Source organism: Halomonas sp. 707D4, from assembly GCF_024158685.1.
Taxonomy (GTDB): domain Bacteria; phylum Pseudomonadota; class Gammaproteobacteria; order Pseudomonadales; family Halomonadaceae; genus Vreelandella.
The window spans coordinates 1-17248 of the sequence record NZ_JAMZBD010000011.1 but is presented as its reverse complement, the minus strand read 5'-3'; the positions used below and the strand labels follow the sequence as shown (position 1 = coordinate 17248).

Annotated in this window: 13 protein-coding genes and 1 pseudogene; 7 read left to right on the top strand and 7 right to left on the bottom strand. The window is 53.2% G+C overall.

What is annotated here, in order from left to right:
- Together BIS11_RS01090 and BIS11_RS01085 are read left to right on the top strand one after the other, a co-directional pair.
- The coding region (locus BIS11_RS01090) for a flagellin (protein ID WP_253585658.1) at nucleotides 1-363 on the top strand (363 nt) is incomplete at its 5' end.
- A 237-nt stretch (nucleotides 364-600) separates the two neighbouring features.
- A complete protein-coding gene (locus BIS11_RS01085; RefSeq protein WP_253422613.1) occupies nucleotides 601-3678 on the top strand; it encodes a glycosyltransferase in 3078 nt (1025 codons plus the stop codon).
- A 49-nt stretch (nucleotides 3679-3727) separates the two neighbouring features.
- Here BIS11_RS01085 and BIS11_RS01080 read toward each other — a convergent pair whose 3' ends face one another.
- The 5 genes from BIS11_RS01080 to BIS11_RS01060 form a co-directional block, all read right to left on the bottom strand.
- Nucleotides 3728-5059, bottom strand: coding sequence for an NAD(P)-binding protein (locus tag BIS11_RS01080; protein WP_253422605.1), 1332 nt, complete (start codon nucleotides 5057-5059; stop codon nucleotides 3728-3730).
- Nucleotides 5060-5776 carry a class I SAM-dependent methyltransferase gene (locus BIS11_RS01075; RefSeq protein WP_253422603.1) on the bottom strand — a complete coding sequence of 239 codons (717 nt, stop codon included), beginning with the start codon at nucleotides 5774-5776 and terminating at the stop codon, nucleotides 5060-5062.
- Complete coding sequence (locus BIS11_RS01070) at nucleotides 5773-6714, bottom strand: ATP-grasp domain-containing protein (protein WP_253422601.1); 942 nt, start codon at nucleotides 6712-6714, stop codon at nucleotides 5773-5775. The genes BIS11_RS01075 and BIS11_RS01070 overlap by 4 nt, the downstream gene beginning before the upstream one ends.
- On the bottom strand, nucleotides 6711-7829 hold the full coding sequence (locus BIS11_RS01065; protein WP_253422599.1) for a DegT/DnrJ/EryC1/StrS aminotransferase family protein: 1119 nt from the start codon (nucleotides 7827-7829) through the stop codon (nucleotides 6711-6713). The genes BIS11_RS01070 and BIS11_RS01065 overlap by 4 nt, the downstream gene beginning before the upstream one ends.
- Before the next feature lie 610 nt (nucleotides 7830-8439).
- Nucleotides 8440-10419 carry a methyl-accepting chemotaxis protein gene (locus BIS11_RS01060; protein ID WP_253422597.1) on the bottom strand — a complete coding sequence of 660 codons (1980 nt, stop codon included), beginning with the start codon at nucleotides 10417-10419 and terminating at the stop codon, nucleotides 8440-8442.
- 293 nt (nucleotides 10420-10712) lie between these two features.
- Between BIS11_RS01060 and BIS11_RS01055 the strand changes: the two genes are divergently transcribed.
- Nucleotides 10713-11321: a hypothetical protein gene (locus BIS11_RS01055; protein ID WP_253422595.1), complete on the top strand. Its 609-nt coding sequence runs from the start codon at nucleotides 10713-10715 to the stop codon at nucleotides 11319-11321.
- 358 nt (nucleotides 11322-11679) lie between these two features.
- Entirely contained in the window at nucleotides 11680-12648 is a 969-nt protein-coding gene (thpD, locus tag BIS11_RS01050) for an ectoine hydroxylase (protein WP_253422593.1), read from the top strand.
- 195 nt (nucleotides 12649-12843) lie between these two features.
- Here thpD and BIS11_RS01045 read toward each other — a convergent pair whose 3' ends face one another.
- The gene (locus BIS11_RS01045; protein WP_253422591.1) at nucleotides 12844-13161 is read right to left on the bottom strand and encodes a hypothetical protein; all 318 of its coding nucleotides are present in this window, start codon (nucleotides 13159-13161) and stop codon (nucleotides 12844-12846) included.
- A gap of 525 nt (nucleotides 13162-13686) precedes the next feature.
- Between BIS11_RS01045 and BIS11_RS01040 the strand changes: the two genes are divergently transcribed.
- The 3 genes from BIS11_RS01040 to BIS11_RS01030 all read left to right on the top strand — a co-directional run bounded on the left by BIS11_RS01040 (nucleotide 13687) and on the right by BIS11_RS01030 (nucleotide 16426).
- Nucleotides 13687-14190, top strand: a complete 504-nt coding sequence (locus tag BIS11_RS01040) for a ferritin-like domain-containing protein (RefSeq protein WP_253422589.1) — start codon at nucleotides 13687-13689, stop codon at nucleotides 14188-14190.
- Nucleotides 14191-14776: 586 nt separating this feature from the next.
- A complete protein-coding gene (locus tag BIS11_RS01035) occupies nucleotides 14777-15547 on the top strand; it encodes a Crp/Fnr family transcriptional regulator (RefSeq protein WP_253585656.1) in 771 nt (256 codons plus the stop codon).
- A gap of 213 nt (nucleotides 15548-15760) precedes the next feature.
- Nucleotides 15761-16426, top strand: coding sequence for a fumarylacetoacetate hydrolase family protein (locus BIS11_RS01030; protein WP_253422585.1), 666 nt, complete (start codon nucleotides 15761-15763; stop codon nucleotides 16424-16426).
- Nucleotides 16427-16507: 81 nt separating this feature from the next.
- Here the strand turns inward: BIS11_RS01030 and BIS11_RS01025 are convergent.
- Nucleotides 16508-17248 (bottom strand): annotated as a pseudogene (locus tag BIS11_RS01025) (arginine decarboxylase); the annotation flags it as partial.

Sequence of the window (17248 nt, the reverse complement as noted above, 5' to 3'; positions counted from 1 at the left end):
GATGCAACCGTGACTGGCCTTGGTCTGTCTGGCGGCGGCATGTCCGGTTCTACGTTCACCGCGGGTACCAGCGGTGCCCATGACAACTTCCAGAGCCTGATCGACTCCGTCGATACAGCCGTCAAGTCCCTGGACACCGACCGTGCCACCCTGGGTGCCACGCTCAACCGTTTCGACTCGGTCATCGACAACCTGGCGACCACCAAGACCAACCTGTCCGAAGCGCGTTCACGCATCGAAGATGCCGACTACGCGGTGGAAGTCTCCAACATGACCCGCGCGAACATCCTGCAGCAGGCGGGTACGTCCATGCTGGCCCAGGCAAACCAGACGCCGCAGTCTGTTCTTTCCCTGCTGGGTTAATACGTCGTATCGTCCTGGAACGAACGTCGATAGAAACGGGGCCGAAAGGCCCCGTTTTTTTGGTCGAAAGAATAATATTCCGCGTTGCCAAGCTTACGGGCGATCCCTCGATCCTGTCATCCAATCGCTACGTCATTGCCAGAATACCTGCTCAAACATGAGCGCATTCACCCCTTTGGTCTTCGAGTCGACACAGTAAACTAACGGCATGATTATTGTCGCTACGTGAGTCGTTTAATGGCCAAGCAAAAAGCGGTACCGGTGATCGAGAAACGCAAACCTCGTCTGCTGTGGGCAAACCCCTTCTGTCTGCTGGATACATCGAGTGGCGCCAGCATGAGCGTACGACAGATGCTGCAACAACTGGCGGCCAACGGGTACGAAATACAGATACTGGGGGCGACGATTTTCGATAACCCCAAAGGCACTGGGCTGCTCAAAGAGCAGTTTCCCGACTTGGATCAACACCTGCACCAGCTCATCGAGGCCAACGATGGACCGCTGATGCATCAAATGATCGTGAGCCACAGCTTCAACCGTAACCATTTAACGAGCCACGAGGAGAGCCTCTGGTACAGCCAGTACCTTTACATGCTCGATTCGTTCAAGCCCGACGTCGTATGGTTCTACGGAGGTCAGACGCTGGATCTTCTGATCGCCGATGAAGCGCGGGACCGAGGTATCGCCGTCGCGTTTTACCTGGCCAATGGAAGCTATCAATCGCCACGCTGGTGTCGCGACGTGGATCTGATCGTCACCGACAGTCAGGCCACGGCAAAGATGTACCAAGATAAGATCGGTTTCGTCTCGAAGCCGGTAGGCAAGTTCATCGATTCTTCCCATTTCGTGGCCGAGCACCATGAACGGCGTCGACTGCTCTTCGTCAATCCTAGTTGGCAGAAAGGAGTAAGCATCTTCGTTCAACTGGCGGAGAAGCTCGAGCGAGAGAGACCGGATATCGAGCTCGAAGTCGTGGAAGCTCGAGCGGACTGGTCTGCGGTACTGCGGGAAGTCACGCAAAAGATGGGGACCCAGCGAAGCGCATTAAAAAACGTTACCGTGACGCCCAATACCAGTGACATGCGAGGCCCTTATAGTCGTGCTCGCGTGCTGGTGGCGCCCAGCCTTTGGTGGGAAAGCTCGGGTCGAGTACTGGCGGAGGCCATGTTGAACGGCATTCCTGCCCTCATTACCAATCGCGGTGGCATGCCCGAGATGGTCGGAGATGCAGGCATCGCCTTCGACTTTCCGTCACGCTGCTATGAGGAGCCTTATCAACAGCTACTTGAGGAAAGCGAGCTCCAGCCACTGTTCGAAGCCACTGTTGCCTTTTATGACGATGAAGTGCTCTATCAGGACTATGTAGCTCGTGCGATGGACATTGGCGAGCGAATGCATCATATGGATCGCGCGACCGAACGCCTGCTCCAGGCGTTTGATCCTTTGGTGCGCTTGCGCTTGCGCTTGGGCAGCAAGGATTTTTCGATCACCCAGAAAAAACGGCATCGGCAACGTCTTGTCGGCAGGGCGACCAAGCCCACGCTGAAAGTGGATCGCTCCTGGGAGCAATGGATCGACAGCCGTACTTCACGCGGCCTGGAAAGCGACTGCTTGACACCGAAACTCCAGCTATCTGACGATTTTACCTGGCAGTTCAAGGGAAAGATCATCGTACTCGACAATCGGGCGAGCTTGATCAAAAACGGATTGGCCAGCCAGATGGCATCGACAGGAGCTTTTGCCATCGTGGCCTTCGATCCGGCCAGTGAAATCAATGAGCCAAAGCAGTATGAGGGAAGCGATACGATTCAAGTGTTTCAACATGCGTTGTTGGGTGATGGCCAACCCTCCACACTATACGCTTGCGTCGCACCCGAGATGAGCAGCACACTGATGCCTCTTGCGATGGAAGAGCTCCCCAGACGCCATCATCTGGGTATCCAGCAGATCGCGGAGCTTCCCATCAATACGGTGGCCCTCGATAGCATTACGGGGCTCGAGAGTCTCGATTGGCTCGTTCTGGATGAGCTGAGTGACGCCATGGCCGTGCTGGAAAACGGTGAGCACTACCTGAAGGAAACATTGCTTATTCAAGCACGTGTTCCATTTCAGCTGACCCATGCAAGACAACCCAGTTTCGCCGAACTTCAGCACTGGGCAAGCCGACACGGGTTCCGCTTCTATCGCTTCCACAACGTACGTCATTACAGCCATCTTCCCGACAAGCTGAATGAACGAACGCCTTGCGCCAGCGAACAGGAAAGCGCAGATATCCTGCTTTTGCCCGATGCAGAGCGCCTGGGAACCATCAGTAACGAAAGAAAGGTCAAGCTGGCCTTCATCTTGAGTAGCGTGTTTGCTGCTCACGATATAGCCTTCGAGCTGTTATCCGAGGTGGACCAGGATAAAGCCCTGGCCTTTCTGGAAGCCCGATCACTGCTTCCCCGATCATCGGAGCAGCGTAACGCCAAACCTGTCATGCCCCCGGCAGGCCCCATCGTCCTTCCAGAACAGCACCACCACGGCAAACCCTTGGTCAGTGTCTTTTGTGCGACCTACAACCATGTAGGTTTTCTAGAGGAGGCTATCCAAGGGATCATTGCCCAAAGAACTCGTTTTCCATTTGAAGTGGTCATTCACGACGACGCTTCGACTGATGGCACGCAGGAGATCATCAGAAAATACGCATCCCAGTACCCCGACTTGATTAAGCCTGTCTATCAACAGAAGAATTTATTCAGACAAGGTATCAAGGCGACGGACTTCTGCTTTCCCAAACTGCAAGGGAAGTACGTAGCGCTATGTGAAGGGGACGACTACTGGACAGATCCCGAAAAACTCCAGAAACAGTTCGACTTCATGGAAAGTAATGAAGAGGTAGTCATGTGCCATCATGACGCTTTCATCTTTGACAAGAATGGAGAAGTGGCTCCATCGAAATTGAGAGATGACTTCAAGAGAAGCTATACTCAGGAAGAAATGCTACGTAACAACTGTTTCATTTTAACGTTGAGCATGTTTTTCAGAAAGAAGTTTACTCATTTTCCTGAAGAAAAATCTCATGTCGGTAATGGGGACAGCTTCCTGATCGCCTTACTGGGGCAGTACGGTAAAAGTCACTACATGGAGGACATAACGCCTGCAGCCTACAGGCTCCATGGCAACTCGATATGGTCGAGCAAGAGCGTAAAGGAAAAGAACAAGATGCAGGCCAATACGTTCAAGTGGATGTCGCGGTATTACAAGCGGATGAAGAAGAAGGATCTCGCGGATTATTATGCTTGGCAGGAAAGTAATTTCTTGGAAGAGAGCTAGAAGCTCCCTTTACAGTTCGTGAAAGCCCCCGCCGAATGGCGGGGCGCATTCATAGATAGTGGGTGAAATGCTTGTGGATACTGGCGAGTACCTCAGACTGCAGGAAGGGAGCCGTTGTCTCACCACGACCCAGGAAGTAGCGAGTGCCGGCTACCTTTTCGATCGAGGTCGCGAGGGACGATAGCGCCTGACGATTCTTGTTGGTCATCATCGGGAACCCGCTTGCGAGCCTCTCGATTCTATGAAAGACGATCGATGTACTGGGATGGATAAAGCCAAGTGTGCACAAGTCTGCCAGATAGGTGCGTACATCCTTGTCATCGATGGGCGTTTGATCGTTTCTCAAAACTTCGATCGAAATTCTCGTGTCATCGGCCACATTCAGTATTCGGGAGTAGTTGGTGACACGGAAAAAGTGATCGGGGCGGTCGAGATTGTAGAAAAAGGCGAGCTCCGAGATCGGAGCATGGCTGAGTACCATATGAATGACATGGTGCTCGAGAGGGCGATCAAAACGAGATGTCTGTATATCTATGTTGAGCAAGTTTGCCGTTGCGAACGTGCTGGTGGCAAATGCCAGGGTATCGAACTCGAGCGTGTGGTTGTTTCCCCCATGACGGACATCGATTCGATGATCATCGATCGTCATGATATCCGTGTTCATCCAGATCTTGACACCTCTTTCCTGCAATCGACGAGCAATGCCATCGACGACAGAAAATGTACCTTTCTCCTTGGAATAAAATCTTCTTCTTGGATTCTTCAGTGTGTCCGGAATTTTGCGTTGATCAGGAAAAGCGACTAGAGAGGTGGTATTGGAAGCTTGTCGCCACTCTTTCTGATCGAACGATAGAACACGATCTTGACCGATGATACTCAAAGCATTGAAACTCAATTCACATGCTTTTTTATGAAAAATGGCTTCAGCCATCGGTATCGATATATGGTCTGAATATGATGGTCCAAAAACACTTCGGCAATAGGTACTCAAATTCGACGTATCATGGTCTGGAGTCGAATTCTTCAGATATTGAACGGTTTCCTGTCTTAATTGAACATTCTGAACCAGAGGGTAATGAGAATTTTCCTGTAATTTACCATTAAATATACATCCCGAATAGCCGTGGTCGGGAAGGTAGTAAAGAGCGCTTTCTGGTGGAACATGGGTCATGAAAGAATCTATGTCGGCTATTCCAGATTCACGAAATAAATGGGTTCCCTTGTCGAAATAATAACCCTCGGGATAATGGTGGCCGCACAAAAGCCCCCCTACGTGGTCAGCTTTCTCGATGACTGTAATATCACGTTCAGGATCGGCCTTTAGCGCCATGTGAGCCATGAAAAGGCCTGATATTCCACCGCCAATGATGACCAGGCTCATTCAAAGCTCCTTTACACGCGCGATGCAAAGCAACCGTTCACTTCGATGAAGTGCCAGCTTGCCAGAAATCTTGAAGCAAAGTTTCATCAATGCAGGATGCGCCATATCTTTCTTGATCAACCAATCCTCCCAGTGCTTCTTTTGCTTGCCTACGGGTATAATCTTGACATCGAGTCCGTGAGCCTCGAAGAGAGACTGCATTTCACGTTTCTTGAAGAACGTAATATCAAAAAGAGGATCTTCCTTTTTCTTCTCTTCGAAATAGTTCGAAAATTGCTCATTATGGCCATTATGTACGGTAAGAACGACGTATTCCTTTGTCACTCTAATCTGCTCACGAATCAAGGAGTGAATCGTTGTTTCGTCGAACAAGCCGATGAAGCCATTGCTAAAAGAAATATCGAATGACTTGTCTGCAAATTCGAGATCGAGCGCGTTCATTCGATGAAACCGATCTTTTATATCGGGAAATTCCATTTTTGCCAAAGAAACCGACTCATCTGAAAAATCTATTCCATGACAAATATAACCAGCTCTATTGAGAAATGCGGTATCACGAAAACTGCCTGCGCCTATCTCGAGTATCGAAGCTTTTTTACTCGCGAAAATTGACTTGATGTAGTATCCGTGTCTCAAATCGTGTTGATAGTTTTTGAAAAGCAATTTCCACTGCTCGTCCCATGAGGTGCTGGTGTCCAGTGCAGCGTTCTTCTTCATGATACGACTCTTTGATAAATGGTTTTATACGTTTTCGAAGAGTAATCTAAACGATGAGGTATTTCTTTATGTTGGAAGCATTGAAGATGGTACTTGGGTATATCGATGCCGGAAAGTACGGAAAACTCGATACCTGCCGAAGGACGTGGGTTTATGTCCATCGCATAGTAAATACCATCTGATTCGAGATATTCTATGTTGATGGCTCCATGGATATTCAGCTCATTCATTATTCTTTCGGTGATTTGTTCGAGCTCTTCGTTGTATGCAACAGTGACTGCCAGACCAGCACCGCTGCTCGTCCTAGTTATTTCTTCTCTACATACCGTAATGCAGTTGCCATAGAGGTCTCTAACAGCATCGACAACGTAGTGCTTTCCAAGGATAAAAGGTTGAAAAACGTAGTTTTCATAGCGTTTGCTATGGCTAACCGAAAGGCGTGTTTCAGGATCCTGTATGATTAATAAGCCTTGGCTACTTCTTCCATTTCTAGGTTTGGCAATGACAGCCGAAGTCATGCTTGCAATATCTTCTTGTTCAAATGTAGGTATTGTTACAAATCCCTTGTCTTTGAGGGTTTGAGCCCAGTTCTTCTTGTCTCTGGATTGTAGTACTGCCTCTCTTCCAGGTATGCAAAAAGTGCTTTTGGTATTCTGTATGAACTCATCGTGAAGGCTGAGTATATCGATTTCTGGATCGGTTGTCGGCAACACGTAATCGATATCATGGCGCTTTATCACGCTGGCTATGAAATCGAGATATCGGGTTGTGTCGCTGGAATGAGGGGCTCTCTCGAAAAGATTGATATGCTCTGTACCTGCAAGATGCAGCTGATCATTGATATCGGTAGCAACGATCTTTGCATGAAAATTTTTCTTTAGTGATGAAGCAAGACAGGAAGCCGAGAAAGAGCCAAAGGAGGTGATCAAAACGTTCATGGGTTACTCCACGCCTTGATAAGCTTTACGACTCTCATCGCACTATGGTGGTCCAAATCGCTGTAGATGGGCAAGCAGATGACTCTCTCGGAAGCCCATTGTGCAACTTCAGTATTGGAAGAGCGATCAATGTGGCTATCTTTATAGATCATTTGTTGATTTATTGCAGGGTAGAAGTAGCGCCGTGCGTATATATTGTTGGCACGCAGTTGAGCATAGAGTTCGTCTCGTTTTAGTGGGTAACCATCTTCCACTACGATCGGAAAATATGAGTAATTACTCTTGACTTGCGTCGTAGGACGAAGAAGTGTAATTCCTTCCATGCTTGCCAATTCAGCCCGGTACAGGCAATCGATCGACTGGCGTGCGCTCAACGCCTGTTCGATGTGTTTTAACTGAAGTAACCCGAAAGCGGCGTTGATTTCGCTCATTTTACCATTGATACCTGCAGCTACGACGGTCACTTCATCCACGATGCCGAAGTTCTTGAGGTTATCAATATGCTTCTTGGTCTTCTTGTCGGGGCATATGATGGCTCCGCCTTCGAAGGTGTTGAAGACTTTGGTGGCATGGAAACTGATGACACTCAAGTCACCGTGTCTCAGGATACTGCCTCCTTGGTCCGTTACCCCAAATGCATGTGCAGCGTCATAGATGACCTTGAGATTATATTTATCAGCGATTTCTTGTATCGCATCGACGTTACAAGGAGTACCGTAGCAATGAACCGGCATGATTGCCGTCGTGCGCGGTGTAATGGCGGCTTCGATTTTAGCAGGGTCCAGATTGAAACTGTCAGGCTCTATATCCACAAAAACGGGCGTTATATCGTTCCAGGTCAACGAATGTGCAGTGGCAACGAAGGAAAAGGGTGTCGTAATAACTTCTCCCGTGATACGTAGCGCTTGCAGTGCCGTCAATAAAGCAATAGTGCCATTATTGAATAATGCAATCTCCGGTACGTCCAAGTAGTTGCATAGCGCTTGCTCAAGCTTTTGGTGCATCGGACCATTATTGGTCAAACGCTTGCTATCCCATATTTCTTCAAGATAAGGTATGAATTCTTCCAAGGGCGGTAAGAAAGGTTCAGTAACGAAAATAGGTTTATTGCTCATGTCTGTCTCTTGATCAAAATGAACCAGCCTTTGGATATTGAATCGAGATATATGTTTCTGTTTTGAGATGAATGTGTTTCTAAATTTTAGATGAAAATTTATTTCCAATTTTTTTGATCGACATTATAAGCTTTGTCAACCTCGGCAAGACCGCGATATGAGCTGTTTTTACCGTCTTTTTTCCTGAATTGCCTTGAGTGAGCTGTTCTTCAGTTATTTGCCGCAACGGTTTTTTTGAATCGCTAATATACTTTCTATCATTTTTACATGTATCTGCTACTTTGTTTTTTTTCTATTAAATTTTGACTTGATTGAGTAATCAGTCTTTGAAGCCTATAAGCAGAAAATTGAGTTTTTGAGATCAATTTTCACTCTGAGTTTATGGTGCCGTTACAGTCAATACTGGCCGAGGCATGTCCATGGCAACATGAGCGTTGAAACATGAACATGCCTTTATTTAACGGCAATAGACTGGTTCAAAAAGAAGTGGAGATCGTCGTCTTCTTGATCTCCGTCAGCGAATATAAACGGGCTATCTCCTGCCCCATTTTTTGCCTTCGTTAGTCACTTGGCGGCGCACCGACTCCTTCGATCGCTACCGCCCCTTTGATTAGTGCATTTGATCGTGGCGCACTGCGAAAGTACCTGAATGCACAAGCTCCGGAACGCGCCCTGCCTCACCCACCTTGAACCACCCCACCATCTCGCCCATTTCCGAGGCCTGTTCGTCCAGCGCGCCGCTGGCGGTGGCCACTTCCTCGACCAGGGCGGCGTTGTGCTGGGTCACCTCGTCGAGCTGGGCGAGTGCCTGGTTGATCTGCTCGATGCCGGCGGACTGCTCGCTGGCCGCCGCCGAGATCTCGTTGACCAGGGCCGCCGTGTGCTGGGCGCGTTCGGCGATGGTCGTCAGTGCTTCGCCCGTGGCGTTCACCAGGCTCGAACCCTGGGTGATGCTCTCGACGTTGCGCTCGATCAGCTGGCGGATCTGCTTGGCTTCTTCCGCACTGCGGCTGGCCAGGTTGCGCACCTCGGACGCCACCACCGCGAAGCCACGACCCTGCTCGCCGGCGCGCGCGGCTTCCACCGAGGCGTTGAGGGCCAGGATGTTGGTCTGAAAGGCGATGCCGTCGATCGCCTCGACGATAGCGGTGACTTTCTGATTGGCTGCATGGATCTGCTCCATGGCCCCGCGTGCCCGTTCGGCGACCTCGGTGGCCCCGCCGGCCTGCTCGGCCATCTCCTGGGTGGCGTGGCGCGCCTGTTGGGCGGTGTCCGCGCTCTGGCGCACGTTGGCGGTGATCTGCTCCATGCTCGAGGCGGTCTGCACCAGTGACGAGGACTGCTCTTCGGTGCGCTGGGCAAGATCCGCGTTGCCCTTGGCGATCTCCTGGCTTGCAAGCTCCACCGACTGAGCGCTCTGCTTGATGTTGGCGACCAGCTCCTCGGTCTTGGCGGTGGAGTCGTTGAAGGCCTGGTAGAGCCTGGAGAGCTCGTCGCTGCCGGGCACCGCCAGGCGCTTGGTGAGATCACCGCCGCGAGTCTGGATGTCGTCCAGCGCGGCTTTGAGCGGGCGGGTGATGCTGCGTACGATCATGAACGAGAGCACGAGTGCCAGCAACGTGGCGGCCAGGGAGGCCGTCAGGTAGAGTGATAACCCTTTGATGGCGGTGCCGCGCAGGCGCTGCGCGGTATCGAGAAGCTGTCGGGAGGCCTTCTGGCCCACGCCGTTCAAGCGGTCGATGAACGCGGTTTGCTGCTCGAACCAGGCCTGATGATCGACGCCGAAGCTCCCGGCAGTGCCGCGTTCGATGGCGACGTCGCGCATGCCCTTGAGCGTTTGGACGAGCGGGCTTTCGAGCACCTCGTTCAGGTCGCGCTTGAGGGAAGGGGCCGCCAGTTGGTCGAAGCTGCGGGTATAGGCGATGGAGCGTCCCGCCAGCGACAGGACGTTGCCGTAGGCCACGGGCGCGAGGGCATCGGTACTGAACGCGGTGGTCAAGACGGCGCGCTCGATGCCGGCCAGCTCCTTGATGTTGAGAAGGTGATAATAGGCGTTGAGCTGACGCACGATCTCGCCCTGCTCAACGCTGAACGTCAGCTGGCTGACGATATCGATCAGCAGGCCATTGATGTTCGTGTAGTACGCGCTGGACTGATCGCCTCCGATCTCCTGACGATCGACGCGCTGGCGCACGTTACCCAGCTCATCAAGTGCCTGGCTTGCCTGAGAAAGGCGCGTCGCCAGCTCCGAGGTTTCTTCGCGTACGCCCAGGTCGGTGATATAGGCGTTGAACTCACCGAGTTCCCGATCGGTTTGGCGGCGCTGGTCGGGAAGTTCGGCGCGAAAGTTCTGTCCGCCGCTGCCTAGGAACGCGGCCGACATGCCACGTTCGCGCTGAAGCTCGTGTACCAGATCTCCCGCGTACTGGCTCAAAAGCGTCATCCGCTGAAGCTCGCCCATTTCCGACACGACCTGGCTGCGTTCGGCGATCCCCGAGATGGCAAGCCAGGCCAGCGTGACCAGCGGCAGAAAAAGGACCAGGGCAAATTTACGACCTACGGGCGTGCGGTGTAATACCTTCAGCATCATGTCATCTCGTGCAAGGTTCGAAGAGTGTCCTTGGCTCGCATTGCCTGCGATGTTGTTGATCGGACGCTTATATATCGGCACGAGGAAACATTAATTGAACGCCATGGCGTAACTTCATGAGGCGTTTATTCGAATGAAACGTCTGATTTATTCGTGAGAGGGTCGAGCATGGCGCAAGTCAGCGCAGAACCGGACCTGCCCGTCATGCTCGTTTGACCTCATGAGGGGTACTCATGAGCGCATGGGCGGCCTATCATGACACCAGCCCACGCTTTGCTATTCGAGAGACCTCCATGGATGCACTCACGCTCACCCTCGTCATGGCCATCGTCGCCATCTGGCTCAGCCTGACCTGCGGGTTGGTGGTGGTGTATCTACTGCTCAGTGGCCATACGCTGGAGGGTGCCCAGACCCGCAAGCGAGCGGACAAGAAGGCGTCGACGAACGATACGCCGACCGAGGGCCTCCAGGATGCCCCCGTGCTGGTGGACGATAGCGGTGCATCCTGGGGCGTGCAGGTGCTCTTCGACGAACCATCGCTTGCCAACAACGCGCGGCTGGCTACCGTGCTGGCGGCGCTGGGCGCGGTGTACGAAAACAGCCTCAAGGCATATACGGTGGCGGGGGAGTCATCGCGCACACCCATCATTGTCGAGAACGGGGCCTCCTCTCTCCCTCTACCGGCGCCGGACGATGGCGAGAACCTCTATGTGATCAATGCCCTGGGTATCAAGATCACCGCCCAGAACGAGGCCCTCAAGCCCAGCAAATTGCAGCTGGCGCGACTGGTCAAGATCGCCAAGGCCATCACCAAGGTGGGCGGCACGGTGGTCGACGCTCAGAAGGTGCCCATCACCAAGGCGGGGTTCAAGGCCGTGATCGCCGGCAAGGCAAGAGTGTGAGCCCATCGCCATTTTTCATTCTCTGAATTCGATTCGAGTATTCATTGCTCTCGGCCATTTCTCGCTTTCTGTTTCTCGTTAACGTTTATTAAATAATGAGCGGATATCGCCTTGATCGCCACGAGTGCAATTGATCTTTATCGATTGATCTAACGAGAACTACGTTAAAAATATCGTTAAAATGCAAATAAATGCGTTAAAAGAGCGATTTGCGGCTGTCATCATAACTCAGGTTAGTTATCGAAGCTTCACGGGTTGCAACCCGATTTAGATTGGCTACTTTGACTACTACGCATGGAGTGGCTCTTTTTCGAGTGCCATGTCGACCTGAAATTTAATCATACAAGGAGTGGATTAGATGACAGTCAGCAACACACCTCTCAATGTTGTGACCGCTCATAAACAGTTCAGCGAAATGGGCGACACGCCCTCGGCGCAGAGCGTGACAAGGCAGGATGCCTACCCCACGCGCTTGACCGAAGCGCCTGCCGCGCTCACCCAGCCCCGCCAGGATGCGGTGGTGAAAGGGCGTGAATTGAGCGGTCCGCTCTCTCAGGAACAGCTCGACGAGTTCGAGCGCAAGGGATTTCTGTTCATTCCCAACCTGGTCAGCGGAGCCGAGCTCGACGAGCTGTGTGACGACATCACCGCGCTGATGAACAACGACGAGTATCGCAATCAGGAGTTCAGTATCACCGAGCCCGAAAGCAACGAGATTCGTTCGCTGTTCGCGGTACACAAGTTGTCCAAGCGTCTGGGCGAGCTCGCTTTCGACGAGCGAGTAGCGGGGGCAGCGCGCCAGATCATCGGTGACGACCCCTACGTGCATCAGTCGCGCATCAACTACAAGCCGGGGTTTGCCGGCAAGGGCTTCAACTGGCACTCGGATTTCGAGACCTGGCACGCGGAAGATGGCATGCCGCGCATGCACGCGGTGAGCGCCTCGTTGATCCTGACCGACAACCACGAATTCAACGGCCCCTTGATGCTGATTCCCGGCTCGCACAGGGAGTTCGTGCCATGCCTGGGTGAAACGCCGAAGGACAACCACAAGAGCTCGTTGAAGGCACAGGAAGTGGGCGTGCCCAGCCCCGAGGCGCTCACCGAGCTCGTGGCCAAGTACGGCATCGAGGCGCCCAAGGGCAAGGCGGGCGGGCTCTTGCTGTTCGATTGCAACACCCTGCACGCCTCCAATGCGAACCTGTCGCCGGACCCGCGCAGCAACGTGTTCTTCGTGTTCAACCGGCCCGACAACCGCTGCGGCGAACCCTTTGCGGCGCCCCAGCAGCGTCCCGATTTCCTGGCCCACGGCCTGGAGAACGATTAGTCCTTTGAACAGGCGGGCACGCGCGAAATGCTCAGGGCAGGCGCCATCGAGGGTGCTTGCTCTCTGGCCTGTTACCTAAAGCCTCCTTTGTTACTGACACCGCCCCCTGCAAGGTATCTTGCAGGGGGCGGTAGCGTTATCGGCAAGGTTTTCCGCGTCGAGCTGTCACGTCCAAGAGCGTGTGAAGATGGCGTATCACTCGCTTCCCTTGGGGTCCGCTTCGTCGCTTTGCCGGTCGATATTCTCCTTGTGCGCCTTTTTCTCCTTGACGACTTGAGCGCCAGGGAAGGGCGCAGCCTTCATCGACGTATTGTGGGCAGGGGTGGATGAGCGCTTCTTCTGGTTGTCGACGTTTTCGTCGGGCCGGTAAGGCGCCGGCGCACCGGACGTGGCACCTTTTTTCGATGGCGCATGGCCATCGGTATCCCGGTCGACAAGCTTCTTGGCCTTGGAGGCTTCATCACTCTTTTTCTGTTCCTGTTCATTGCTCATCATGGGCTCCTTTTCGTTCATGAGGCATGCCTTTAAAGCGTAGTCTTCAACAAGTGTTTAGCCATCTTCATCAAACGAAAAAAATTAAGTTTAAAACCTATTTATCTATTTCGTTAATCTTGGTTATCTTTTTCTTGAAATATTAATTATAAATAAATATTGCGTGTTGAAATCGATGCAGCAAGTACTACTATGGTAATTATAGGGTTTCAGAAAAAGATCGAGTTATTACTCGGATATTTCTGAACGAAATAGATTTTAAGGTTGCAAAGAGTTGTTAAGGAAGGCTCTTAAATTCATGCTTCAAGTTTCTGTTAACGTTGAAGAGTCATTAATTCTCAAGGAAGAATTCTCAAGGAAGAGTGTCCTTGGCGAGGGCAAAGGAGTTTGCCATCTCGCCAGGGGGTACACCGTTCATGGATGAGCGAAAACTCTCTGCCGGTACAGGGACGGGCCGGCAGTTTTCAAGGTTGTATTCAGGTCGAGGCAGCACGTGCCTGCCTTGTACTAGCCAATGCCACGACCATCGATCGAGGAGAGAGCGCAATGGAAAGCAAGCATCTGTTGGATTGGTTGCGGGACGCTCACGCCATGGAAAAGCAGGCCGAGAAAATGTTGGGCGCTCAAGCCAGTCGGTTAGAAAGCTATCCCGAGCTTCAGCAGCGTATCGAACAGCACCTGGAGGAGACCAAAGGGCAGCTCGACAAGCTGGAGCACTGTATCGGCCTTCTTGATGCACACGCATCAGCCCTCAAGGATCTTGGCGCCGAGCTTGCCGCGTTCGGTCAGGCCATGGGCGGCATGATGGCGGGAGACGAAGTGATCAAGGGAAGCGTTGCCTGCTACGCTTTCGAAAACTTCGAGATCGCCAACTACAAGGTCATCATCAAGGCGGCGGACCTGGCGGGTGAGGCAGAGATTTCGCAGATATGCCATGAAATTCTCCAGGAGGAGCTCGCCATGGCCCACTGGCTGGACAAGCACATAGGCGAAACCACTCAGGCATTTCTCGAGCGTGACCAGGCCGATCACCTGCGTTCCAAGACCTGACGACCCCTTACCCGCATCGACACGATATGCGTAGGCCTGCCCGGGCCCCGGCTTCTGGCCGGGGCCTTGCATTTTCATCTGCTAAACACTTTTTCATTCTTTAAGCGTTTTGCTAAAGCCTTAAATGGCTCTGGAGTATTATTTTCTAAATTTATGATAAATCTTAACCTGTGTTCTTACAGCTAGTAGCAACCTCCGCTAAGCTTGTTTTCGCCTGCGCCAAGGGTTCGGTAGGGGTAAGGAATATCCCTTGTTTTCAATAACATAGGTTATGGTCTGGGCGTGGTTTATTCTTTGACAAAAAAAGCTTTTCTGTTTAATTATCTGTAGGCAGGCGTATGAAGACATGATTTTACATACTCAGGTTGGCCATCGAGCCTTATATCTTAACATTTGTTAAGACCACTCTTCGTGTTGGTGCGTGAAATCGAACTGTCAATTCACGTACTGCCATGTTTTGCCTTTCGGCTTTTCATTATGCGTGTACATGGATTGTATTTTTTCTGTCTCGGGCATAGTTTTTGTATAGCGGCAAAGGAGTGTTGAAAAAATGCGTGACGAGTATAACGCCGATAGGAAAAGTTTGATGAAAGAGAGTAGTTATACTCCGTTGCCAAATAACTCTTTACTACAAGATAGAAAAAAAAATATCGCTAAGGCGCTGAGCCTCTACAGTGCCATCAGTGATCATTCGATGGAGCTTTTGTCCCGGCTGGGCGTCAAGAATGTCGAGTTGAAAAGGCATCAGAAACTTTTTTTTCTCCACGAGGGAAAGCCGAAGATATTCATCGTCAAGAGAGGCTGGGTGAGTATCTGTCAATCCGTGAAAAGCCATGGCCAGGATATTTGCAACGTCTATATGCCGGGCGATATCGTGGGGCTTAGAGAGAGCTTTTTCGATAACAGCGACGTTGCGATTCTGGCGCTGCAGAACTGCGTGCTGGAGCGCATCTCCGCCGATGATATCCATGCGCTGCTGGCCGAGCACGATGATATAAGAAAGGCGATATTTTCTTATATCATGGTGAACGACAATATCTCCATCGTCCGGCTGAGAAGCTGCACCCATCACAAGGCCGAAGAGCGCGTCGCCCATTTTCTCCTCGAGGTCTACGCGCGCTATCGCTTCAAGCACATGATCGATTCGGACTTCTTCACGCTGCCCGTGACCCAGGAGGTGATCGGCGAGCTCCTGGGTATCACCAGCGTGCACGTCAGCCGCTGCATGACGGCGCTCGAACAAAAGAAGCTGATCCGCAAGAGTCGCACGGTGATCAAGCTGCTCGAACCCGAGCTACTGAAGGAAAGCACCGGATTCGACGAACGCCTGGTCTACGGTCACGTCTATCTGGCCTGATCGCCGTGCGATGAAGCGCGGCGCGCCCTTCCTCCGTCGTACTCTCGTTTTTCCTTCTCACGTATCGAAGCATCCTCGCCTTCGCCACCCAAGGCGTGCGCCGTGGTGTTAAAAAAGCCGCCGCGGGGTTGCCGTGGCGCCGTCGAGGTGGGGTAGACTAGGGCGCCGATCGTTTCGAAGACGGCACGTATTATTAGAAGGAGAATGCCCGCCATGCGTTTTGTTCCACAGTTTACCGATGGTCAGGAGTTTCCCCACGCACTGGGCAAAGTCGTTTGCGTTGGCCGCAACTATGCCGATCATGCCAAGGAGCTGGACAACCCGGTTCCCACTGAGCCGCTATTGTTCATCAAGCCCGCCACCAGTGTGGTGGATCTGGCCAAGCCCCTCGATCCGCCCTTTTCCCGGGGCGACGTGCATTTCGAAGCTGAGCTTGCGCTTTTGATCGGCGAGACGCTGACCCACGCCACCCTCGAGGAAGCCGAGCGCGCCGTGGTCGGCATTGGCCTTGCGATGGATCTCACCCTGCGTGACCTGCAGACCAAGCTCAAGCAAAACGGCCACCCCTGGGAGACCGCCAAGGCCTTCGACGGCGCCTGCCCGCTCTCGGCCTTTCTACCGCTTTCCCGCGTACCCAACTGGAACGCGCTGACCTTCACCCTCGAGATCGATGGCGAGCTGCGCCAGCACGGTGAAGGCGCCGACATGCTGTTCGCGATTCCCTCGCTGGTGGCGGAAATGAGCCGCCACTTCACCCTCGAGCCCGGCGACGTCGTGCTGACCGGTACGCCGTCGGGCGTCGGCGAGCTGCCCCGGGGAGCGGCGCTCAAGCTGACCCTGACCGGCGGGCTCGAGGTGAACACCTCCGTCGTCGAATAGCGTACTTTCAAAATAGAGCGCCACCAAAAAAGCCGCCGGCTGGGGGAGCCGGCGGCTTTTTCGTGTCTGGCGAGGGGCAGCTCACTCCAGGTAGGTGTAGCCCTCCAGCCCCTCGTGGAGGCTGGCCGCGAAGCGCTCCTGCTCCTGTTCGGAGAAGCCGCTGCGGGCGAGCTGGTCGAACAGCTTGCGCTGCAGCACCCGGGCGTCGAAATTCACGTAGCCCAGCACGTTGGCCACGGTGTCGCCGGCCTGGGGGTTGGAGAGCACCCAGTCGCCGTCCTCGCCGAGCGCGGCATCGACGGAGTCGGTATCGCCGAACAGGTTGTGCAGATCACCCAGAATCTCCTGGTAGGCACCGACGAGGAAGAAACCCAGCCAGCGTTCATCCTCCTGCGGCCACTCCGGCAGGGGGAGGGTGCTCTCGACTCCCTGGCCATCGACGTAGCTGTCGATGCGCCCATCGGAGTCGCAGGTGATGTCCTGGATCACCGCACGCCGCGTGGGCGGGGCGTCGAGGCCGGTCAGCGGAAGCACCGGGAAGATCTGCTCGATGCCCCACACGTCCGGCACCGACTGGAACAGTGAGAAGTTGACGAACAGCTTGTCGGCGAGCTTTTCCGCGAGCTCGTCGAGAATCTCGCGGTGGGCGCGGTTGCGGCTGTCGAGCTGCGCCTTGAGCCGCACGCAGGCGGCCATGTAGAGCCGCTCGCCCTGGGCGCGGGCGTCGATGTTCGAAAGCCCGAGCACGAAGCGCTCGTGCAGCTCGCTCACCGCCTGCAGCACGTCGTGCCACGCCTCGACCAGCATGCGCGGCTCCTGGGG